Source organism: Devosia rhodophyticola (genome assembly GCF_028816475.1).
Taxonomy (GTDB): Bacteria; Pseudomonadota; Alphaproteobacteria; order Rhizobiales; family Devosiaceae; genus Devosia; species Devosia rhodophyticola.
Map to the genome: position 1 here is coordinate 653,891 of NZ_CP118247.1, position 20,963 is coordinate 674,853.

The 20,963-nt window shown below is 55.6% G+C and carries 18 protein-coding genes and 2 tRNA genes; 13 read left to right on the top strand and 7 right to left on the bottom strand.

Going from position 1 to position 20,963, the window contains the following annotated elements:
- The first annotated feature begins 144 nt into the window (after positions 1-144).
- The 3 genes from PSQ90_RS03180 (at position 145) to PSQ90_RS03190 (ending at position 2,555) form a co-directional block, all read left to right on the top strand.
- A complete protein-coding gene (locus tag PSQ90_RS03180; protein WP_282212000.1) occupies positions 145-495 on the top strand; it encodes a hypothetical protein in 351 nt (116 codons plus the stop codon).
- Positions 496-542: 47 nt separating this feature from the next.
- Entirely contained in the window at positions 543-1,964 is a 1,422-nt protein-coding gene (locus PSQ90_RS03185; RefSeq protein ID WP_282212001.1) for a multicopper oxidase family protein, read from the top strand.
- Between the two features lie 96 nt (positions 1,965-2,060).
- The gene (locus tag PSQ90_RS03190; RefSeq protein ID WP_282212002.1) at positions 2,061-2,555 is read left to right on the top strand and encodes a DUF305 domain-containing protein; all 495 of its coding nucleotides are present in this window, start codon (positions 2,061-2,063) and stop codon (positions 2,553-2,555) included.
- Positions 2,556-2,572: 17 nt separating this feature from the next.
- Here PSQ90_RS03190 and PSQ90_RS03195 read toward each other — a convergent pair whose 3' ends face one another.
- Entirely contained in the window at positions 2,573-3,079 is a 507-nt protein-coding gene (locus tag PSQ90_RS03195; protein WP_282212003.1) for a DUF2249 domain-containing protein, read from the bottom strand.
- Between the two features lie 690 nt (positions 3,080-3,769).
- On the opposite strand from PSQ90_RS03195, the gene PSQ90_RS03200 reads away from it, so the two are divergent.
- The 5 genes from PSQ90_RS03200 to rfbD all read left to right on the top strand — a co-directional run bounded on the left by PSQ90_RS03200 (position 3,770) and on the right by rfbD (position 11,668).
- Positions 3,770-8,044 carry a peptidoglycan-binding protein gene (locus PSQ90_RS03200; protein WP_282212004.1) on the top strand — a complete coding sequence of 1,425 codons (4,275 nt, stop codon included), beginning with the start codon at positions 3,770-3,772 and terminating at the stop codon, positions 8,042-8,044.
- 212 nt (positions 8,045-8,256) lie between these two features.
- Positions 8,257-9,138 (top strand): glucose-1-phosphate thymidylyltransferase RfbA, encoded by an 882-nt coding sequence (gene rfbA / locus PSQ90_RS03205; protein WP_282212005.1) that lies wholly within the window; start codon positions 8,257-8,259, stop codon positions 9,136-9,138.
- Positions 9,135-9,686 (top strand): dTDP-4-dehydrorhamnose 3,5-epimerase, encoded by a 552-nt coding sequence (rfbC, locus tag PSQ90_RS03210; protein WP_282212006.1) that lies wholly within the window; start codon positions 9,135-9,137, stop codon positions 9,684-9,686. Before rfbA ends, rfbC begins: the two co-directional genes overlap by 4 nt.
- Before the next feature lie 15 nt (positions 9,687-9,701).
- Positions 9,702-10,775: a dTDP-glucose 4,6-dehydratase gene (gene rfbB / locus PSQ90_RS03215; RefSeq protein ID WP_282212007.1), complete on the top strand. Its 1,074-nt coding sequence runs from the start codon at positions 9,702-9,704 to the stop codon at positions 10,773-10,775.
- On the top strand, positions 10,772-11,668 hold the full coding sequence (gene rfbD, locus PSQ90_RS03220; RefSeq protein ID WP_282212008.1) for a dTDP-4-dehydrorhamnose reductase: 897 nt from the start codon (positions 10,772-10,774) through the stop codon (positions 11,666-11,668). The genes rfbB and rfbD overlap by 4 nt, the downstream gene beginning before the upstream one ends.
- Before the next feature lie 14 nt (positions 11,669-11,682).
- Here rfbD and PSQ90_RS03225 read toward each other — a convergent pair whose 3' ends face one another.
- The 3 genes from PSQ90_RS03225 to PSQ90_RS03235 form a co-directional block, all read right to left on the bottom strand.
- Positions 11,683-12,360 (bottom strand): class I SAM-dependent methyltransferase, encoded by a 678-nt coding sequence (locus PSQ90_RS03225; RefSeq protein WP_282212009.1) that lies wholly within the window; start codon positions 12,358-12,360, stop codon positions 11,683-11,685.
- A 90-nt stretch (positions 12,361-12,450) separates the two neighbouring features.
- Positions 12,451-13,518, bottom strand: coding sequence for a LacI family DNA-binding transcriptional regulator (locus tag PSQ90_RS03230; RefSeq protein ID WP_282212010.1), 1,068 nt, complete (start codon positions 13,516-13,518; stop codon positions 12,451-12,453).
- A 35-nt stretch (positions 13,519-13,553) separates the two neighbouring features.
- Complete coding sequence (locus tag PSQ90_RS03235; RefSeq protein ID WP_328517518.1) at positions 13,554-13,925, bottom strand: tripartite tricarboxylate transporter TctB family protein; 372 nt, start codon at positions 13,923-13,925, stop codon at positions 13,554-13,556.
- A gap of 277 nt (positions 13,926-14,202) precedes the next feature.
- Between PSQ90_RS03235 and PSQ90_RS03240 the strand changes: the two genes are divergently transcribed.
- The 4 genes from PSQ90_RS03240 to PSQ90_RS03255 all read left to right on the top strand — a co-directional run bounded on the left by PSQ90_RS03240 (position 14,203) and on the right by PSQ90_RS03255 (position 18,625).
- Positions 14,203-15,366 carry an ABC transporter ATP-binding protein gene (locus tag PSQ90_RS03240; protein WP_282212012.1) on the top strand — a complete coding sequence of 388 codons (1,164 nt, stop codon included), beginning with the start codon at positions 14,203-14,205 and terminating at the stop codon, positions 15,364-15,366.
- Positions 15,367-15,470: 104 nt separating this feature from the next.
- A complete protein-coding gene (locus tag PSQ90_RS03245; RefSeq protein WP_282212013.1) occupies positions 15,471-16,691 on the top strand; it encodes an ABC transporter substrate-binding protein in 1,221 nt (406 codons plus the stop codon).
- 72 nt (positions 16,692-16,763) lie between these two features.
- Positions 16,764-17,753: a carbohydrate ABC transporter permease gene (locus PSQ90_RS03250; protein ID WP_282212014.1), complete on the top strand. Its 990-nt coding sequence runs from the start codon at positions 16,764-16,766 to the stop codon at positions 17,751-17,753.
- A complete protein-coding gene (locus PSQ90_RS03255) occupies positions 17,750-18,625 on the top strand; it encodes a carbohydrate ABC transporter permease (RefSeq protein ID WP_282212015.1) in 876 nt (291 codons plus the stop codon). The genes PSQ90_RS03250 and PSQ90_RS03255 overlap by 4 nt, the downstream gene beginning before the upstream one ends.
- A gap of 53 nt (positions 18,626-18,678) precedes the next feature.
- Here PSQ90_RS03255 and PSQ90_RS03260 read toward each other — a convergent pair whose 3' ends face one another.
- From PSQ90_RS03260 to PSQ90_RS03270, 3 genes are all read right to left on the bottom strand, one after another.
- A complete protein-coding gene (locus PSQ90_RS03260) occupies positions 18,679-18,897 on the bottom strand; it encodes a hypothetical protein (protein ID WP_282212016.1) in 219 nt (72 codons plus the stop codon).
- A 234-nt stretch (positions 18,898-19,131) separates the two neighbouring features.
- Positions 19,132-19,932, bottom strand: a complete 801-nt coding sequence (locus tag PSQ90_RS03265) for a hypothetical protein (RefSeq protein ID WP_282212017.1) — start codon at positions 19,930-19,932, stop codon at positions 19,132-19,134.
- Between the two features lie 618 nt (positions 19,933-20,550).
- Positions 20,551-20,625 (bottom strand) — tRNA-Gln (locus tag PSQ90_RS03270).
- Positions 20,626-20,770: 145 nt separating this feature from the next.
- On the opposite strand from PSQ90_RS03270, the gene PSQ90_RS03275 reads away from it, so the two are divergent.
- Positions 20,771-20,847 (top strand) — tRNA-Pro (locus tag PSQ90_RS03275).
- Positions 20,848-20,963: the final 116 nt, after the last annotated feature.

A 20,963-nucleotide genomic window follows, 5' to 3' on the forward strand; every position in this document is an offset into this window, starting at 1 on the left:
CCTGTCGGCGGATCCAGCCAATTTGGGCAACATCAATTCTTGATGATCAGCGTGCAGCGGCCTGATTTCTGCTTCGGAACCATCTTGACCTTTACATCATTGCAACCTTTAGCATGCGGGACTGAAGGTCAACGAGCAGAGTGAATGCTGGAACGCAGGATGCGCATATGGCTGTTGATCGCATTGCTGTCCCTGGGACAGTTTTTTGCGTTTCTGCCGACGCAGGTTGAAGCCGCGGCCACGGCGCCCCTCAACTCGTTTTCCGTCCATCTTGACACTGCTTGCCATAGCGGTTGCGCGATTTCTACCGACGCCATGGAATCCCACGGTGCCCACACACTGACCGGGCATTGCCTAGGGTGTGGCCTTCCGGGTGCCTATTTGCCGCTCCCAACCGGCTTCGAGCCAGACACGCCCAGTCCTGTTTTACGCATCGAGACGCCATCCATTGTGGTGTTTGCGCCATTTCGTCCGCCAATTTCCACCATCAGCTGAATGACCAGCCGACATATGTCGGTACATTTTTTGATGGAGTATGAACTATGAGCTTTACGCTCTCGCGCCGAGCATTTCTCGGCTCTGCAGCCATTCTGGGTACTGCAGCTATTTTTCCACCTCGCCTGGCTTTCGGCTCGACACACCTCAGGCCATTAACAATCGAAAAGCGTGTCATCGAAGTGCTCGGCAAATCGGCCGATGTGTTCGGTATTTCTGGCCCCGATGGCAAGCCGGGTTTGACTTTGGCAGCAGATGAACGCTTCGCGGTTTCGCTGAGCAACCAGTCTGGTGAAACCAGCATCGTGCATTGGCATGGACAGACCCCCACGCCTGAACTCGATGGCGTCGCCCTGACCGGCTATGTCGAGCCACTCAGCGCTGGGGAAGTTCGAGGTTATGATTTTGCCGCTCGTCCCGGAACGCACTGGATGCACTCTCATCAAGGGATGCAGGAACAGCGCCTGATGGCAGCTCCTCTGGTGGTGCGAACCGCTGAAGATGAGGCTGCGGACATGCAAGAAGTGACAGTGCTTCTGCATGACTTCAGCTTTGCCAGCCCTGAGGAAATTCTTGCAGGCCTTCGCACCGCGCAGCCGGACGGCATGATGCCCGGCATGGATATGTCGTCCATGGGCTCCATGCAAATGGGCACCTCGATGATGAGCATGGACCTCAACGACGTAAATTATGACGCCTATCTGGCCAACGATCGCACGCTGGACGATCCCGAGGTTGTGCGTACAGAGCGTAACGGGCGGGTACGTTTACGTTTGATCAACGGGGCAACGGCCACCGCCTTCTGGATTGATCTCGGCGACACACCGGCGACAGTTCTTGCTGTCGACGGCAACGAGGTCATGCCGGTGGCAGGAACGCGGTTTCCACTAGCCCAGGCCCAGCGAATGGATCTCTTGATAGAGGTTGCCCCGGGCGCAGTTGTACCCGTTTTTGCCGAACGCGAAGGCGCACGGGAACGGACAGGGGTCATTCTGGCTTCTCCTGGTGCATCCGTTGCGAAGTTTTCCAACCTGTCTGACACGGAAGCACCCCCGGTCGATATTTCGCTGGAAACGAGGCTCCGGGCGAAATCCGGCCTCAGCCCAGCCAAGGGTACCAAGGCGTCAGTCATGCTTATGGGGGACATGTCTCCCTATAGTTGGAATGTCGATGGCAATACCTGGCCCAACCATCGTCCGATAGGCGTAAAGCTGGGCGACCGGGTGGAACTGGAACTGATGAACCATTCAATGATGGCGCATCCCATGCATTTGCACGGCCATCATTTTCAGGTCACCTCGATCAATGGAAAAGCGCTGGCCGGCGCGGTCAGAGACACCATTTTGTTACCGCCAATGACACGCGTCACCCTCGCCTTTGACGCCGACAACCCTGGCCGCTGGCTGTTTCACTGTCACAATCTCTATCACATGGCCACGGGCATGATGACTGAACTCATCTACACCTGACGCACCACGGGCATGGGCGAGACCGAAAGGTTACGCCCATGTCGAACAAAAGCGCAGATCAATCGTTAAGCCCACGAAAAGTCAAAGGAGATCAGAATGAGCTACTACAGATATGCCGCGATGATTGTTACCTCGACTATCGTCATGTTCGGCTTGATGTATCTCAATACCTTCGCCCTGGATCATATATTCTGGAGCCAGACACGGGCGTGGATGGCCTTACTGATGGGCGCCACCATGGCCGTGATCATGCTGGCATTCATGTTGTCGATGTATAAGAACAAGAAGGCAAACATAGCCATCCTTGTTGGGGCAATCGTGGTTTTTGGCGCATCGCTCTGGCTGGTTCGCAGCCAGGAAACGGTTGGCGACGTTGACTATATGAAAGCCATGATCCCCCACCACTCCATTGCCATTCTGACCAGCTCGCGGGCTCATATCAAGGACCCCCGCGTGCGCGAACTCGCGGACGGGATCATCAAGGCCCAGGTTCGCGAAATCGATGAAATGAAGCAGCTTATCTCGGAATTGGAGGCAAACCCGCCAGCAGCCAACGTGCCGGATTTACCCCCGACGGTTCCGACGGAATAGTCGCCCGATTAGTGCGATCAAAGCGTGCCAACGCGGATCATCAGGCGAAAGGCTTCGCCCGTTTCGTCAAAATTTCCGGCCCATTCATGGCCGCATCTGTGAAGTTCCGGATAGAGAACAACGGGTTCGCCCCCCAGTAGGACGAACAGGACTTCGCCTTGCGGCAGGGCCTTGAGAGCCTCGAGAATGCGGGCAATTGACTCGGCCGGGTCTAATTCGGAGCAATCGAGATATTGCACGGGATCGGGCCACGTTTGTGGTGCTTGCGCATTGGATGTCACATCCGTTGGGCAGATGCCTGCCGTCGGCGTGAAGAGAACAACCCAGCATCCGTCCTCAAGTTCGGTCGCCTCGCTGGTGAAGCCCTTGTTGGCCATAACTGGCAGCAAGGGTTCGGGCTTGAACGTTGCCAAAAGTTTGAGACGTTGGCCGTTTTCCAGCTGGTTCACTGCCCCCATTATGGCGCCGAATGGTTCACCACCGCTTCTCAGCAGCGGACGTATGTCCAGTTCAAGGTCATTCATGGTCGTGTCCTTATTGGCGGGAGAACGCACTCCCGGGTCCTGGGTCGTTACGCGGCTGCCCGATGGCCCTGCTCCATGCGTCAAACCTTTGGGCCGCTCTCGATGCAGATCCAGGAAAAATTGTCCTGGGTATGCGACCTGCAACTGATATCGTAGTGGCTTAAACGGGATATCGCGGCCCTACTTTGTCGCCGAACAAACAAGTGCGACGCGATCCGTCAGGGGATGCCCATTTTCCGGCCTGAATTATTGACCCACCGTCCAATCTGTCATTCTGGCCCAAGGGCTAATCAATTTCAGCTAGCTCTAGATCGTTTGTATAAGAATTTTAATAATCACCATCAATAATCATAAGATATATCTATATTATACTTCTATCATATTGATATGACCGGCCAGAAACTAACTCTTGTCCAAAAATAACTTGATCAACTGGCAAATAAGACCTTAGTTAAACCGCATACAACATCAGGATCGCGAATAGGAGGCTTGATTTGTCATGCGTCTCCGCAAACTATTATTTTTGGTTTCATTGGCAATTGCGTTCTTCGCCCTGGCGAGCGCGGCGCAGGCCCAGCGCGGCCTGTTCACAACTTTGCTTGAGCGCGGCGTCGGTGGGCTGATCGAAAACCCGTCGCCGCCCGGACAACTCCTCCCCCCGCCACATCATCCAGGCCGCCATCGTCGCAAGTGCAGCGCATACAGCAACAACTCAGCGATATTGGGTTTGACGCGGGTCCGGCCGACGGCGTGATGGGGGCTAAGACCCGGCAGGCCATCGCCAGTTTCCAACACTCCATTGGCGCGGTTGCTACGGGTGAACTGAGCGGAACGCAAACCGATTTATTATTGGCCCAACAGCGAGGGCCGTCGGAAGTTCCTGTATCGGCGGTTCCGGTATCAGAAAATTTTGGGTTTTCAATGCTGAACGGGATCGATCTTCCCTACAATGACTTTCGCTCGGGGATGTCGGATCGCAGTCTCCGGGACATAGGCACGCGTGGGTGCCTGGCCGCTTGCGCTGCCGACCGCCAGTGCCGGGCATTTACCTATAACGTATCGGCCGGGGTGTGTTTTCTGAAAACCAACGGCGTCAACCAAACCGCTTTTCCGGGGGCGGTTTCGGGCGTGCGCGGTCCCACCAGTGCTTTCGAGCCATCTTCGGTCGATCTGTCCCGCCCCTTGTCACGAGAAGAGATCGCACGATTGCAGGCAGGCCTGAATGCGCGCGGATATGAGGTGGGACGACCCGATGGGGTCATCGGCACAAATACCCGGAACGCTATCGCTCGGTTCATTGCGGACAACCCTACGGTTGGCGCGGTAGGTGCGACCTCTGCCCTGCTACAGGCTGTGCTGCAGTCTCCCAATGCCGAAAGGGCAGAACAAACGCCATTTGAGCCAAATTCGTACCAACGTTTTGAAGACGTCGAAAGCGAATTGGCACTGATCTCAATCAATAGATTTCCCGAAATCCTGGACAAACGCTCGCTCTTGCTGCGCTGGTTTCAGCGCGAGTATCCGTCGCGGACCGAGCAGGAGCGCATTGATTTCGATTCCGCCAATGTCATTCGGCAGGATGCAATTCTGGAAGATTTACGCATGCGGATTATCCAGGAGGCCGAGGCATTTACAGCTGATCCCAACCATTTACCGATCAGGTTACGCATCTGGCGACCGTTGCAGATCAATGGGTTCAATGAGCAGGAGGGAATTGCTATTGGCGCAGGCGCGAACAGCAATCTATCACTGTTGAGCCTGCCATCCGCTGAAATCCAGCGAACCCTCGTTGGCGCGGCGCTCGACGCCCCAGATATCAAGAGCATACCAATAACCAATGCCGACAAGGCGAGCGCCTTTCTGGACCTTGCACGAGGGCCGAACGGCAACGGCCAGGTAGAACTGGTTGGTTGGTACACGATCACAGAAGTGGCAGGCGGGCAAAAATCCGGCCAGGCATATTTCTCCGACAATGCCCCCATTCAAATGACTGTTAGTCTGGACAGGGTATCGGTGGCAACGATGCGATCCGGCCCAAACCGTGCGAACGGTGGGGACGAGCTTTTCGTTCTGTATGAGCCGCAGACACGTGCACCCGCAGTCGGCGCGTTCGATAACATCGCGCTAGCGCAGCAGATGGGGATACCCATTGCCCAAGGTCATGTGTTGCTGCCGGCTGACCAAAACGTCAACTATGAAATAGAAGCTGCATTTGGGACGCAGAATGTAAACGAAGCCATCACGCGTTATTTGTCGCTCGCGGCGATCCATCTCGTCCCCGAGGCCGCAGGGGACCGCGTTACGGATACTGACATCTGGAATTTAATGTCGCGCGCACAACGGGCTCGCGTCTATGGAGCATTGGCAACCCATGCAAATTCATTCGCAAACGAATTTGAACGACGCCGTGCGACGCAGGTACTCAACGAAGAAATCATCCCCGAATGGATGGCTGAGGCGCCATCCCTGCCTGTGCCGGTTGTAACGGTCTTCCGGATTCAGTTGGGGGAATATGACTTTGCAGCAAAGGCATTCCCTATTTCATCGGTCAGAAATCGGCCGCTGTTCTATTTGCCTAGTGTCCTTGCCTCGTCCCTCGTTTACGAGAATCTGCCGACCAGTCTTGCTATGGACGAAGATATCGCCGAGCGCTTTGCGACGGAGAATGAAACATACGGGCGGCCATGGGTCTGGGTTGCGACCTTCGGAGAACTGTCCATATCCGGGGTCGAAGCGAACGGTCGGGGCGTTTACGGGCGGGTAAGTTTTGCGCCGTCGCATTCTGGCATATTTGCGGACCCACAACTGACCGAAAAACTGGCAGAAATCGATCCGGCCCAAACCGTCGTAGACCCCAGCACTGACGTAGTGGCGCCGGAAGAAGTGCAACGAGAGCCCGGAATATTGGCCAAGATCACCCCCGCCACCGAGCTGGAATTGTTGGGGCATGCCTATGCAAAGTTATTGCCGCGCGATCAGGCCGAGATAATGGTCGAAAGCAGTAACAGCGTGCGCACGGCAAATGAATTTGAGCAGGCTGACGCGCGCACCGCTGCGATGAATTTGCTGGCATCGATGCCAGGAGAAAACGAGGTCTGGCTCGTCGGTTCGGTGGATCTTGGGACCTATGATCTGAGCACAGGCAAATTTGCTACTTCCAAATTCGGCCTCACGCCCGCTGCGGGCGATAGCGGCTTTCACGCCAGTTTCAAATTTACCCTCGCCGACACAAGGGGACTCGATACCATTGGCGTCGATGAAGAAAACGCTCGCAAGATCGTTAAAATGAACCGGAGACGCTTACCATTGGTTGCGCGCGTCAACATTCTCGATGTCACGGTAGATCCGAATGGGACCACGCCGAACTATAATTTCTCGGTGGAAGTTGCAGAAATTGTGCTGTGGGGTCGTCTTGAAGGCGACGACAGCCCACCCACAGTTGTGGCCAACTTTGAGGTATCATCAGCCAAAACGGCCACTGCCGATGTTCCTCCGCTAAAGTACCTTGATCCCGAAGCTCTCGATTACTTGTTGATCAACTACGCGCCCCAGATGGCTACACCGGCCCAGTTTGGCCGGATGATGGCGGCGCGCTGGCTGCTCGAAAAAAGCAAGATGACTAGCGATGGCGTCAATTTCTTTCCTCCGGGGACCGATCTGTTGGCACCGGGCATACGCGAGCATTGGCTGCCCGAGTTCACCCGATGGGCTTCGGCGCGCGCCCAAACGCTCCATGGCAGGCTGACCATAGTGTTGGGAAATTGCGCCTCGAGCATTGCGAGCCAATACTGGCGTTCACCGATCAGTGCGCCCATGATATCGGCGTACCCCCAACTTGGATCATCAACAGAATTGCAAACCATTGCCGCCAAGTATCTGGAAGCCCACGCGTCGGGTCCTCTTGCTTTTGAAATTGAGGGATATCTTCTGGATGGCGACCAGTGCAATACGACCCTGTCCGGCGGCGCATCCGCGCAACTTGGCTGGTTGGACAACACCCGCAGCGGCGCCGTTGTGTTGATGGATTCGATCCTGTTGCCCGGCAAGGAAACCAAGATTTATTTGGCCAACGCCGAGATTGATATCGAAATTGAAACAGTCGAAATTGTGCCGGTGAGCGGGGCGAAACTGCCGGCCATGGCGATCAAGGCAAAATTTGCAGGGTTGCGCGCCGCTAACGGCGCTGGCCAGATTGCCAGCTTTACCGCCGGGGATCTGGCGGCGGCGCGTGCTTCTGAAGCGGCGGTCACCCCCCTACCCGAGGGTTGGGACATTGTCGGGTTGCGCCCCGGCATGACGCTGGCGGCGGCAGAGGCAGTGGTCCGTTCACACATGGATGTCGCAGCGGTGTACAAGCGCAAGCCGGGCGTTCGAACCACCCATTTCCTGAACGAACGCGCATTCGTTTCCTCGGATCTGACAGAGGCAATCGACCTTGTCTATCTGCCCGGCGCTGATGGTGACACAGTCCATGTCATTTCCCGCAAGGTCGCACAGAAGGCCGGCACTATGGCTGGCACGCTGCTTGAAGCACTGCGTGCCAAATATGGTGAGGAGCGCGAGGCTGATCAGCACTCGGACGGTTTTCGCGCCAACTGGGTTCTGCAACCAACGCCACGCTCCAACATGGAAGGTAGATATTGCAGGGCGGCGGAACCCGGATCATGGGAGGGTTGGGAGTTGGAGGAAGGCGACGTCGACGGAATTGATCAAGCGGTTACTGACTATCTTCAAGTGCGCGGCCAAGTCTGGCTTCCTGGACCGAGGGATATTGTTGCAGACGCGCTCGAATTTGGGCGGCTTGACTGCGGCGTTTCTATCGATGCATCCAAGCATGTATCCGGCAACAGCGATGTACTGCTCGTTCAAATCACGGACTTTGAGGGCTATGCCCGCGCCTTCGAGGCCGACCAAAAGCTGGCCGGGCAGGAAACGGAGGCACCCAAGCTGGATTTTGCACTTTAGCGTCGATACGTCCACTGGGTAGTCAATTTCTCTGGCCTATGGCTGCGCAAACAGTGGCTTACATCGAATGGCTTGGCGCGTCGCCCCGCTTCGATGCTTGCAGAGCCTCACGTTGGCCGCCTAATGTCATGGTCAGACTAGAACCTTGTTTTATCGACCTACGTCGCGATCCGAACCGAAACAACCAATACCAATATTGAAAGCGGGATCAGATGAAAGGCATTATTCTGGCGGGCGGAAGCGGAACACGCCTGTTTCCTCTGACACTTTCCATCTCTAAACAGATCCTTCCGGTCTATGACAAGCCGATGATCTATTATCCACTCAGTGTGTTGATGCTGGCGGGTATCCGCGAGATCATGGTAATTTCAACACCGCGCGACCTTGTGTGTTTCAAGGAACTGTTGGGCGACGGAAGTGATTTTGGCGTTGAATTTTCCTATGCCGAGCAACCGCATCCAAACGGGTTGGCCGAAGCCTTTATCATTGGGCGCGAATTTATTGGCAAAGACAGTGTCGCCATGATCCTGGGCGACAACATCTATTATGGTGATGGTCTTTCCAATATCTGTATGTCGGCCGCCGCGCAAAAATCGGGTGCCGCCGTATTTGCCTATCGAGTAGAAGACCCGCAGCGCTATGGCGTTGTTACCTTTGACCGTGAAAGCGGGCGGGCGCTGTCGATTGAGGAAAAACCGGAAAACCCGAAATCAAGCTGGGCAGTAACTGGCCTTTATTTTTACGATAACGACGTCGTCGATATCGCCTCATCAATTACGCCATCGGCGCGTGGCGAATTGGAAATAACTGCCGTCAACAACACCTATCTTGAGCGCGGTACACTGCAGGTTCATCGACTGGGTCGGGGCTATGCCTGGCTGGATACGGGAACGCACGACAGTCTGCACGAAGCGTCGTCCTTTGTGCGGACAATTGAACACAGGCAGGGGATCAAGATTGCCTGCCCTGAAGAAATCGGGATGGAAAAGGGCTGGCTTGATGCTGATAAGGTCACGGCCCGTGCCGACATGATGGGCAAGACAGACTACGGAGTTTTTCTAAGGCAGCGCGTGAAGGAATATTTCAGCCAATGACTATGGTATCGCCGCTGTCGCTCGGAGAAGTTCTTGAGCTTACGCCCAAAAAATTTGGGGATGACCGGGGATTTTTTTCTGAAACCTATAATCACGAGAGTTATTCAATAGCGGGTATTACCCACGAATTCGTGCAGGATAATCACTCCCATTCAGCCGCAAAAGGGGTCGTACGAGGCCTGCACTACCAACTCACCCCGCGCGCGCAGGACAAGCTGGTGCGCGTCGTCAGGGGCGCAATTCTTGACGTGGCGGTGGACATCCGCAAGAGCTCGCCAACTTTTGGGCACTGGGTATCTCTTGTGGTGTCAGCCGAAAAGTGGAACCAGATTTTTGTGCCCAAGGGCTTTGCCCATGGTTTTGTAACTTTGGAACCCAACACCGAAGTTATTTACAAGGTGACGGCTCTATATTCACCCGAGCATGACCGCTCCATCCGGTTTGACGATCCTGCCATTGGCATCCACTGGCCCGATGTGGGTGAGTTTCAGCTTTCGGAAAAGGATCGAAATGCACCGCTGCTGGCGGATGCTGCGGTTTTCGACTAGCGGGGGATTTTGGCGATGAGAACAATTATGGTCACCGGTGGTGCCGGATTTATCGGGTCCGCTGTGTGCCGTCTTCTGGTTGGCGAACCCGGTGTTCGTGTCGTCAATGTCGACAAGCTGACCTATGCGGGCAATCTGGCATCGCTGCGGCAGATCGAAGGCGATGAGAACTACCGCTTTCATCAGGCTGATATTTGCGACGAAGCGGCAATGCTCGCCATCATGCGCAGCCAAAAGGTCGATGCCGTTATGCACCTGGCCGCCGAAAGTCACGTTGACCGATCGATTGACGGGCCCGGCGCTTTCATCGAGACCAACATTGTCGGCACCTACCGCTTGTTAAACGCGGCACTGATCTACTGGCGGGAATTGCCATCCGATAAAGCGGAATGCTTTCGATTTCACCACATCTCAACCGATGAGGTTTTTGGGGATCTGCCGTTCGATAGCGGCATTTTCACCGAGCAAACGCCCTATGCGCCATCATCACCCTATTCTGCCTCCAAGGCGGCCTCGGATCATCTGGTTCGGGCTTGGCACGAAACCTACGGCCTACCGGTCGTACTTTCAAATTGTTCGAACAATTATGGCCCCTATCATTTCCCGGAAAAGCTGATCCCGCTCGTCGTGCTGAATGCCTTGGACGAGAAGCCGCTACCAATTTATGGCGCGGGTGCCAATGTTCGTGACTGGCTCTATGTCGAAGATCATGCGCGGGCGCTGTTTGCTGTCGTGACCCGTGGCACACCCGGACAAAGTTATAATGTTGGCGGTCGGGCCGAACGGACAAATCTCGCCGTGGTCGAAACGATCTGCGACATCCTCGACGACAAGCGACCCCGCGCTTCCGGCCAATCGTATCGCGATCTTATTGCGTTCGTGGGGGATCGCCCCGGTCACGACCGGCGCTATGCCATCGACCCTGCCAAAATCGGCCGCGAACTTGGCTGGCAGCCGCTTGAAACCTTCGAGACGGGCCTTGCCCGTACAGTTGATTGGTACCTTGAAAACGATTGGTGGTGGAAGCCGATCCGTGAGAAAGCCTATTCTGGTGAACGGCTAGGCACCAATGTGAAGAGCGCCCAATGAAGCTGCTGGTAACTGGACGCGAGGGCCAGGTCGTGCGCAGCCTCATCGAGCGCGCAAACAGGAATGGCAGGTTCGAGGTTGTAGCGCTGGGTCGCCCCGAACTTGACCTTTCCAGGCCCGAAACCATTCGCGAGACGGTTCTGGCGGTCCGGCCCGACATTGTCGTTTCTGCCGCGGCCTATACAGCAGTTGATCTGGCAGAGGATGAGCCCGATCTGGCTCATGCTATCAACGCCGTTGGCGCGGGTATGCTGGCCCAGTCAGCTGCCGAAGCTGGGGCGCCCATCATTCATCTTTCAACAGACTACGTTTTTTCCGGGACTTCGCAGGCCCCCTACCACGAAGGCGATGCGACTGATCCGCAATGCATTTATGGCCGCACCAAGCTAGCTGGCGAAGAATTGGTCAGGGCGGTCAATCGTGAGCATGTAATAGTGCGAACGGCCTGGGTTTACAGTCCTTTTGGCAAGAACTTCGTTAAAACGATGCTGCGGTTGGCGGCGGACAGGGATGAAATCGCAGTTGTGAGCGACCAATGGGGCAATCCTACATCTGCGCTCGATATTGCCGACGGCATTTTGCACGTTGCAGGCACGTTTATGGAGCAGCGCCGGCCCGAGCTTTTTGGCATTTTTCATCTTGCCGGCACTGGTGATATCAATTGGAGTGGACTGGCCGAGGTGGTCATGGATGTCAGCCAAAATCACGGTGGCCCCACCGCTAAAATCAGACCAATTTCGACGGCAGAGTTTCCGACCAAGGCTGTGCGCCCGACAAATTCCCGGCTTTGTACCGACAAGCTGGCCAGTCGATACGATTGGCGGGCGCCGAACTGGCAGTCCTCAGTAGACCTTACGGTCGCACGACTGCTTGATGGCAACCCAATCAGGTAGATTGGGCGGTGGTGCTACGCGTATCCGACCCAACCACGAAAGCTGAGGCCAGCGTAGAATAGGCTGACGTTCGAGAACCCTGCCTCCCCCAACATGGATTCGTCTTCCGCTGGCGACAGAATAGTCAGCCTCTCCGAGATGGCGCGCTTTGCCCGCTCCGCGTTGGCTGGATCGGTACCGCCGAATTTGAGATGGCGGGTGATCCACAGGGAGCGCTCGGGCTCGGTCTGGGGGAAACTGATGTGGGCGACAACGAACGGGGCACCCGGCACCAGACGTCGATGAATTTCTCTAAGCGTATCGAGGCGGTTGTCGTGCGGCACGAAATGCAACGTCAGCAAGCAAACAGCACCATTGAATGGTCCCTTTGGCGCGACATCAATGTAACCCTCATGCAGGCGAACGCGCCCCCGGTGCTCCCCAACAGCCTGCGCCGCGACGCGCAGCATGTCGGCAGATGGATCGACACCATCGAAAGTCCAATCGGGAAAATCATCGGTCAAAGCCTTTAGTTCCAGCCCACCGCCTGCCCCCAGAACAAGTACCCGCCCGTTGGAAGGAACTCGCTCTGCAAGGAGCATTCCGGTCATTCGGTGAAGGCTGGAAAAGCCGGGCACCTGTCGCGGGGGACCCTCGGCATAGGCATCGGCATGGGTCGCGTTGAATGGCGCCGGAACGTCAGTTCTGTCCATGAAAACCTCTGAACTCAGTTTAGTGCTGCAGCCGTGATTTCACCCAGTTTCCCGAGTGTACCGGTATAGTATTTAGAAAAATCAATGACGTCAGGTTGTTTCCCGGTGCAGTACTGCAACTGGAATTCGAATATGTTCGTCGCTTGTTGATTGATCCGTGGCGCGCGCCAAAATTTGCCGGGCGCCTTCCGCGATGACCCGCTGATAAGGAAAATCCAGACAAGTCAATTGCGGGCGCATCACCGACGTCAACTCTATACCATCGAACCCGCATAGCCCAATATCCTTGCCGGGCGCGATTCCGTTGACAAGGCAGTATTGCAGTGCGCCAACCGCTACCATATCTGACGCGAATAGCACCGCTTCCGGTCGATTTTCCCAGTTCGCCAGTTTCCCCATCAACTCAAAACCCGCGTGGAACGCCGTGGTTGATTTCAGCTCAATGCCGCAGATGTGGTCGCGCGGAGCCATCTGCTGTTGATTGTTGGTTTGGTCGCGTTCAGATCGGAGCAGAATCGGACCGCCCGCAACGCGAATAGCTTCGGTAAACCCGGCAAGGCGATCCGCATTGATGATATTTGCGGCACGCGCCGAATGTATGTAGCAGATCTTGCGATACCCCTGATCCAACAAATGGCTGGTTAGCAATGATGCGGCAAGGCGATGATCGTATCCTACTGAGGATGTGCCGCTACTCTCGGAATAGTTCAGCAACTCGACAACCGGCATCCGGGCATTCCGAATTATTTGCTGAGACTCTTCGGTCAATGTGGCGCCGAACAAGACGATAGCGGCGGGACGCCAACCTGCCAATTCGCGTAAGACAACATTGAGGTGTCCTTCAACGTCCTGAACTGGAAACAAGTTGACGACAAGGCCACTTCGATAGAGCAAACCGGATAGTTGCTCGACTATTTGTCCGTAGACGCCAGACATATATGCCGGCGTCACCAACGAAACAATATTGCTATGATCTGCCTTCAATCCGCGCGCGATTTGATTTGGAATGTAGCCGGTTTTGGCAACGGCCGCGTGGATGCGTTCAAGCGTTTCCTTGGCCACCAACTCCGGATTGGAAAAAGCACGCGAGACGGTTATCCGATTAACACGCGCTTCCCTAGCAATATCGGCCATTCGTGGACGCTTTTGTTCGTTCATTTGGCGTTCGACGACTTTCGCAAGGCCTATGGAAGTCAGGTTGGCAGGTCGATAATCATCACTTTGGTGAAGACGAACTGCAGGGCTACGCCTAACACGATTCCGGTTACCGCACTAACCGCCACTTCGCGCCATGCAATGGAGCGCGCCATGATAAGCGTGGCACCGATCACAAATGCGGTTGTCGAGATGTAAAACGGCAATATCGCGTACGCCAAGAGTGCGAAATAGCAAATAGTCACCGTGCCAAAGCCGATTGCCGCCAAGGCAGACTTGGGATCAATTGGCGCGGCAAGCGTACTTTCGCCGCGCCAAGCCTGCGCGACCTGCTTTATCAATTGAATAAGCGTTAGAGTGCCCACGACATATGCAACCACTGTGGGCAAGAAATCGGGCCCCACGAGCACCCGTCGCTGATGACACAGTAGGAACCTGCAAGTTCTGATTGCTATGTGCTCGAGTACATATCACGTTATGCTTTTTGCTGAAGAATAGCAACGCTTGCCAGATGTCGACGATTTCACTCGCGCACCCTGCGAACCCAAAAAGGCAACCGCTGCAATAACAATCCGCCTACGGGATTGTTGATAGCCTGTATCATTTATTGACTTTTGATGTATCATTCCGAACGATAAGCACACAAAATGCGGACAACCGCATACTGCTTGTCTGGAGGGACGTTCGTTGGCTAATGTCACGCTCAAAAACCTGACCAAGACTTATCCGGGTCAGGTCACCGCCGTGGACAATCTGAGCCTGGAAATCGCGGACGGCGAATTTCTGGTGCTGGTTGGTCCGTCTGGCTGTGGCAAGTCAACCGCATTGAAAATGATAGCCGGGTTGGAGCCGATCACGGCGGGAGAAGTTCTCATTGCCGACGAAGTCGTCAATGAATATGCATCGCGTGACCGCGATATCGCCATGGTATTTCAAAGCTATGCGCTTTATCCGCACATGAGCGTTTTCGACAATATTGCCTTTTCGCTGCAGATTGCCAAAGTGCCCAAGGCGGAAATCACCCGCCGGGTCGGCGAAGTCGCTCGCATCCTCCAACTCGAAGACTATTTGCGACGCAAGCCGGGAAACCTCTCAGGCGGGCAGCGCCAACGCGTTGCCATGGGGCGAGCAATTATCAGGCAGCCCTCGGTATTCCTGATGGACGAACCGCTGTCCAATCTCGATGCAAAACTGCGCGTGCAGATGCGCTCGGAAATTGCGCAAATTCAGCGTCGGGTCAAAGTCACCACAATCTACGTGACGCACGATCAGGTCGAAGCGATGACGATGGGGGATCGGGTGGCGCTGATGAAGGACGGCGTGCTGCAGCAAGTTGATACGCCGGATAATATCTACAACCGACCGGCCAATACTTTTGTCGCGTCGTTTATCGGATCGCCCTCGATGAACCTTTACCGGGCACGTCTTGAGGGCGAGGTTGCCAGTTGCACATTGGTGCTTGGTGGAAATCGGCTAGCCATTCCGGCAAGCGTTTTTGCGGACCGGGCCGAGCTTGCAGCCAAGATCGGCGCCGATATAATTGTCGGTCTCAGACCCGAAGATCTTGAAGACGCGGCACTGTTGCCAACGCATCCGGCCGATCAGCGGTTGGCAGCACATGTCATTCTAAATGAGTCCCTTGGCTCTGACCATATGGTCCACTTTCCCATAGATGCCCCGCTCGCCAAGGTTTCGGATCAAGATTCGCTCGATGAAATAGTTGTGGCCGAGGGCGTGTGCATCGGGCGTTTTGGCGCCCGCTCCCTTGTCAAGGCAGGTCAATCCATCGAGGTGGCGGTGGCCTGTGACAGACTTCACTTCTTCGACGCCGCTACCGGACTGGCAATATAGTCGGCGATGCAAAACGCCAGGACACCGGGAAAATCTGAACTGCAATCTCTCGAAAAGAAGGCGCGAAAATTGCGCCCACATTATGCAAACAGGAGGAAACGCAAATGAAAACCGTGATCAAGGGACTATTGGTTGGCGTCCTATTGGCGACCACCGCAATTTCTGCCATTGCCCAAGACAAGGTGGTTTTGACCATGTGGCACAACCATCCGGAGTGGAAAGATCGGGTGGAGGCGATCCTCAATAAATATGAGGAAATGAACCCCAATATCGACATTCAACTCGAAGAGATTTCGGGCACCAACTACAACACGCGGCTCAATACGGCTCTGACTGCAGGCGAAGCACCCGATTTATTCGGCCTGAACCCAGGTCCGGTGACTGCCGACGCGGCCGCCGCCGGTTATACCGTCGATTTGACAGATCGACTTGATATTTCTGGGCTAACTGACTCGGCAAAGGCGGCCATTACGCTCGATGGCAAAATTTATAGCGCCCCGATCCTGGGATCGTACACGGTTGGCCTTTACTACCAGCGCAAGATTTTTGAAGAGAACGGGCTGACGCCACCGACAAACCAGACCGAATTCATGGCGCTATGCGATACCCTACGGGAAAAGGGTATTACGCCAATGATTGCCCCGGCACAGGACGGTATCATTCCCTCGTTCCTTTACGCCATGATGGTTGCCAGTGTGGTCAAGGCAGAAGGATTTGATGAAATTCGTGCCGGCACGCGTAAGTTCACCGATCCCGATGTGCTCAAGGCTGCTTACTTCCTCAAGGATTCCTATTCGTGTTTCCAGGAGGGAGCCCTTGCAACGCCTTATGTTGAGGGCAAAGCTTTGTTCGCGCTCGGCCGTGGTGCCATGCTCGAAGGTGGTTCGGCGGATTACGCCGGGTTTCTTGAAACCAACCCCGACGTTGATGTCGGGGTCGTACCATTTCCAGCCGTCGATGGCGGAACGCCTGCTACCGTGACCGGGATGGAAGCGCCGTACAACGTCAACGCCAAGAGCGAACATATCGACGAAGCCGTCGCGTTCCTGCAGTGGATGATGACAGCCGAGCCAGCCCAAATGGTCGTGGACACCATCACCTTGACGACAACAAAAGGTATTGTTCCGTCGGACAATGAAGTGATGAAGGAAATGATCGAGGCCGGGCGATCCAACGATGTGCGGGTGTTCTATGAAATGCCCGAGACCGGCGCGGTATTTGGCGTGGTCCAACAGAATGCAGCGGCCCTTTTCCTCGGCGACATAACGCCCGAAGAATTTGCCCAGATCGTTCAGGACGCGGTCAAACCTTCATCCAGCATGTAGTTTGTTTCGGGTCGGACGGCATTCCCGCCCGGCCCTTTTTTGCTCTGTACCAATGATGTGGACCACCAAGCCATGACACAGAACAGCCCACCGAGAACGACGTCGGTGCTGGCACCACAGCTGGGCCGCAAGGAGCGCCCGGAGCGGCGTGCCACTTCGGAAATCATGCGCAAGTATGGACATTTGCTGTTTGTGTTGCCGGGGCTTGTGTTTTTTGTTGCTGTTATGGTGGGCCCAACGTTGTTTGCGCTGGTAATCAGCCTGACCAACTGGACCGGGCGCGGTATCAGTTTTGAGTTTATTGGCCTTCAGAATTTTCAGGATGCGCTGAGTTATTGGCCGCTCTACCGTGCCGCGATCAACAACGTCATCCTGTTCGTCGCAATGCTCATTTTTCAGCATACCGTCGGCCTGTTCATTGCAGTTCAGCTCAATGAAAAACCCCGTTTCATGGAGTTTTATCGTGCCGTTCTTTTCATGCCGGTGATCATTTCCCTGGTATCGACAGGTTTTATCTGGACACTGATGCTGAGTTCGAACATAGGCTTTATCAATCCGGTTCTTCGGGATTTGGGATTGGGATTTCTGGCCAAGAATTGGTTGAGCGATCCTGCCACCGCGCTCCCTACAGTCATTGCCGTTACCGCCTGGAATAGTGTTGGCTGGGCCATCGTCATATATCTCTCGGGCTTGCAAAACGTGCCCGAGGAATTGAAACAGGCGGCCCATATCGACGGGGCCAATGGGTGGCAGACATTCTGGCGGGTCGTGTTCCCGCAGCTCTCGCCCTCGTTTACCGCACTGACCGTCCTGACCTTTATCGGCACCTTCAAGACCTTCGATCTGGTTTACGTTTTGACGGGTCCACTGGGGTCCCCCAACTATCGAACTGACGTGGTTGGGACGCTGATATATCGAACCGCCTTTGGCGGATCAGGCAATTACACAGATGACATCAGCATGAGTTTTGCCATTGCATTGGCGCTGGTGGTCTTTGCCTTCATGACCCTGATAGCCTGGGCCCTGATTAAGATTTTGCGGCGTCGGGAGATCCAGTCATGACCGCTCTATCGCTGGCGGACCGCCGCCGTCGTGGCGCCAAAGCTGTGCGCACACGCCTTTTCGTCGGCATTGCACGCTCCCTGTTTCTGGCGATCCTGTCTTTGATGGTTCTGGTGCCGATCGCCTATATGGTTTTGGCGTCGTTCAAGACCGTTCCGGATTTCTTCGGCAATCCTTACGGCCTGCCGGGCACATGGGCCTGGGACAATTATTCGCGCGCCTGGCGCGACGCCCATATTTCGATCACGTTGCCAAATACCATCATTGTTACCGCCGTTTCGGTGTTCGGCAGCACGCTGCTGGCAGCATTGATTGCCTATGGGATCAGCCGCAAGGAAAAGCCGTTTGCGATGGGGCTCTATACCTTTTTTGTCGCGGGACTTTTGGTGCCGGTCAATATGATTGTCTTGCCATTGTTTATCCTGATCAAATGGCTTGGGCTGTTTGGCACGCTCATGGCGCTGATATTTCCCTACATTGCTCTCGGTTTGCCACTTGGCGTACTCATATTGGGTCCCGTCGCGGCGACATTGCCACGCGATCTTATCAGCGCGGCGCAGGTCGACGGGGCGACAGAGTGGCAGATATTTCGACGCATTGTGCTGCCATTGATGAAACCGGGGCTGATATCAGTGGCGATCCTGAATGGGGTGTGGATGTGGAACGAGTTCTTCATTCCGCTGATTGTTGCCTTCAAGCCGGAGAGCCAGACAATGCCGGTCGGCATCGTTTCGTTCGTCGGCGCCTATTCGACGGAATGGGGACTGGTTTTTGCCAGTGTCGTGGTATCGACCGCGCCAATACTCTTTGCGTATCTGCTGATGACGCGGCAATTCCAATCAGGCCTGACGGCGGGTGCCGTCAAAGGCTAGGCCGGACCATCACCAAGTGTGGGTTACCCACATTTGGTTTGGGGCAGCGCGCCTTATTGCAAAAGCTGAGCGATCAGACCAATGCCGACCGATTGCGAATCGCAGTCGCTTGAGGACACAACGCCAAATACAGGCGGCTGTCCCGACGGATAAAAATAGTTCACGAGCTTGTGCCAATAGTAGCCGAGTTTGCTGAGCATCACGGGCTGCTGCCCGTAGACATTACCGCCGTAAACATAAGCCAGATCCCGTCCCCCGGCGCGGGCGGCCATGGCCGACTGGTGCCATCCCAGTGGCGACACCGTGATGATCTGGATCTGGCAGTCGCCCTTGTCAGCAACCCAGGCGGGACCTTCGAGCCCCCCGCCTCCGTTAGGGTAAAACCGTCTGCTGCCAGCGCACCAAGAAGTACGGAACCGCTCGGCTGATCGCTTGGCTGATCGGCACTGGCAATGCTTCGAGCCTTGAGCCCAAGGCTTACAACGAGCAGGGCGATGAGCGCCAGCTTAGCCCAATGTGATAGCATCGCGCCGCACCGCAAAAAAGCCGACGACCACAATGAGCAGCGCTGTGAGCCAACCGGCAACGTCGGCTCCTACTTGCCCGTGGATGAGTTCGAACTGTCCGGGATAGTAGCCAATAAGGCTGATGCGGGTGATGTTGATCAGCACTACGAGGGCACAGGTGAGCACCGCCAACCCCAGCTTTGAGCTTGACCATCTACCCGAAGTAACATTCACCAAACCAACAAAGGCCAGGATCACCAAGGAGATATTGGTGAACGAAGAGCAGCCTGGCGCGATCCACATGGCGCCGGACCCATCGGCAAACGGGACGAGATTGCCGTTTCTTTCCGAACCAACTGCCCAGGCGGCGAGTGTGGCATCGGCGGCGAGGATGGCATCGTTAAATAGACTCATGGCGACGCGTGCCCAAAACATCGGGATGCTCACCGCTATAAGGATCGCGGCGCCGCGCCGCAGCGCACTGCCTGACGTCGAGCGAACAAGAAGGGACAGCGCCAGAATCGTGTAGGCGAGCCAACTTAGCGCTGGCACCGGCAGTAACATGGCAATAAAGACGAGGGACACGAGCGCCCAATCGCCTCGACTTGCTCCAATGGCAGGCGACCTGCCAACCAGCAGCAATCCTGCCACAAGGGCGAGCCAAACGAAGACGCTGACGTCAAAGGTGTTTAACGCCGCCGAGAGAAGTCCTCCCTCGGTGACTGCAGAAAATACACTTCCAGAAATGCCGTTGGCGAAGCCGATCGCGACCAGGCCGCAGAACAGCATAGTGCGAGACATCTCCCAGCTTCGCTCCAAGGCGACGCCGTTAGCGGCCTCTCGGCTCACCGCTTGCGCCGATCAGTTCTCCGCTTGCGGGACTTAATCCAGATGAACCCGCCGACTATCGCCAGAACAGGCAGACCAATCCCGGCCACCGGTCCGGGTACGCCCACCATCTGTCCCTGCGGCTGGTCAGCAGACCCACTCCGACTAGTTGAAGAGTCTGTCGAGACAGGCGTGCAAGCGGCAAGGGAAACGGCCAGTACCAAGGCCAGGCCTTTGAATTTTCTCATGTCAAACTATCCATTTCGTGCCGCACTTTTGCCTCAGAACAGGTTGAACCTCAGGACACCTCGGGTCCATACATCCAACGGTTAGGTTGAGGCGTCACTTTGAGTCCTGCGGACACGATGAAAACTAAGTCATACTGAATGTTGCATAAGCTGTCCGAGCGACCGCCCAGCGTCGCTACGACCATCATTGAGCTGTGGGAACTGGCACAGTTTCCGGCACGGTCGGGCCGAAATGCTACGGTGGAACGACCCGGGTTCTGAGGAAAGGCAGAGATTGTCGCGCACCATGGCGTTTCGGCCTGAGAAGGCCGCGCACAATGTCGTCAAACAACTAGCGAAAAGTTGGCTGGGGCGCCAGGATTCGAACCTGGGAATGCCGATACCAAAAACCGGTGCCTTACCACTTGGCGACGCCCCAACTGGCGCGGTTCCTACACGGTTTAAATGGTACTGGCAACACGGATTACCGTGTTTGATTTGCAAACTGGACCGGCTTGAACCAGAGCGAGCGCATCGCTATAAATTGGGGCTATGTGGTCGCCCCGATGGTTGGCCACATATGACGGAGTATGGCGCAGCCTGGTAGCGCACCTGCTTCGGGAGCAGGGGGTCGAGTGTTCGAATCACTCTACTCCGACCAACCAACCCCGGCCTCGCCAGAGACCGGGGTTTTCCGTGCCGAGATTAATGTTGGTCCTGCAATGCCTGCATCATCGGGCAGACCAAACCGTTCAGGCCATATTGGAACTCTCCCCC

Bases quoted from the DNA above. Each gene is read 5' to 3' on its own strand.
- PSQ90_RS03260 (WP_282212016.1), bottom strand. From the start codon at position 18,897: ATGGCCGCCCGCGCCGGGGGACGGGATCTGGCTTATGTTTACGGCGGT.
- PSQ90_RS03185 (WP_282212001.1), top strand. From the start codon at position 543: ATGAGCTTTACGCTCTCGCGCCGAGCATTTCTCGGCTCTGCAGCCATT.
- PSQ90_RS03180 (WP_282212000.1), top strand. From the start codon at position 145: ATGCTGGAACGCAGGATGCGCATATGGCTGTTGATCGCATTGCTGTCC.
- PSQ90_RS03195 (WP_282212003.1), bottom strand. From the start codon at position 3,079: ATGAATGACCTTGAACTGGACATACGTCCGCTGCTGAGAAGCGGTGGT.
- PSQ90_RS03225 (WP_282212009.1), bottom strand. From the start codon at position 12,360: ATGGACAGAACTGACGTTCCGGCGCCATTCAACGCGACCCATGCCGAT.
- rfbA (WP_282212005.1), top strand. From the start codon at position 8,257: ATGAAAGGCATTATTCTGGCGGGCGGAAGCGGAACACGCCTGTTTCCT.
- PSQ90_RS03255 (WP_282212015.1), top strand. From the start codon at position 17,750: ATGACCGCTCTATCGCTGGCGGACCGCCGCCGTCGTGGCGCCAAAGCT.
- rfbC (WP_282212006.1), top strand. From the start codon at position 9,135: ATGACTATGGTATCGCCGCTGTCGCTCGGAGAAGTTCTTGAGCTTACG.
- PSQ90_RS03230 (WP_282212010.1), bottom strand. From the start codon at position 13,518: ATGAACGAACAAAAGCGTCCACGAATGGCCGATATTGCTAGGGAAGCG.
- PSQ90_RS03265 (WP_282212017.1), bottom strand. From the start codon at position 19,932: ATGTCTCGCACTATGCTGTTCTGCGGCCTGGTCGCGATCGGCTTCGCC.
- rfbB (WP_282212007.1), top strand. From the start codon at position 9,702: ATGAGAACAATTATGGTCACCGGTGGTGCCGGATTTATCGGGTCCGCT.
- PSQ90_RS03250 (WP_282212014.1), top strand. From the start codon at position 16,764: ATGACACAGAACAGCCCACCGAGAACGACGTCGGTGCTGGCACCACAG.
- PSQ90_RS03190 (WP_282212002.1), top strand. From the start codon at position 2,061: ATGAGCTACTACAGATATGCCGCGATGATTGTTACCTCGACTATCGTC.
- rfbD (WP_282212008.1), top strand. From the start codon at position 10,772: ATGAAGCTGCTGGTAACTGGACGCGAGGGCCAGGTCGTGCGCAGCCTC.
- PSQ90_RS03245 (WP_282212013.1), top strand. From the start codon at position 15,471: ATGAAAACCGTGATCAAGGGACTATTGGTTGGCGTCCTATTGGCGACC.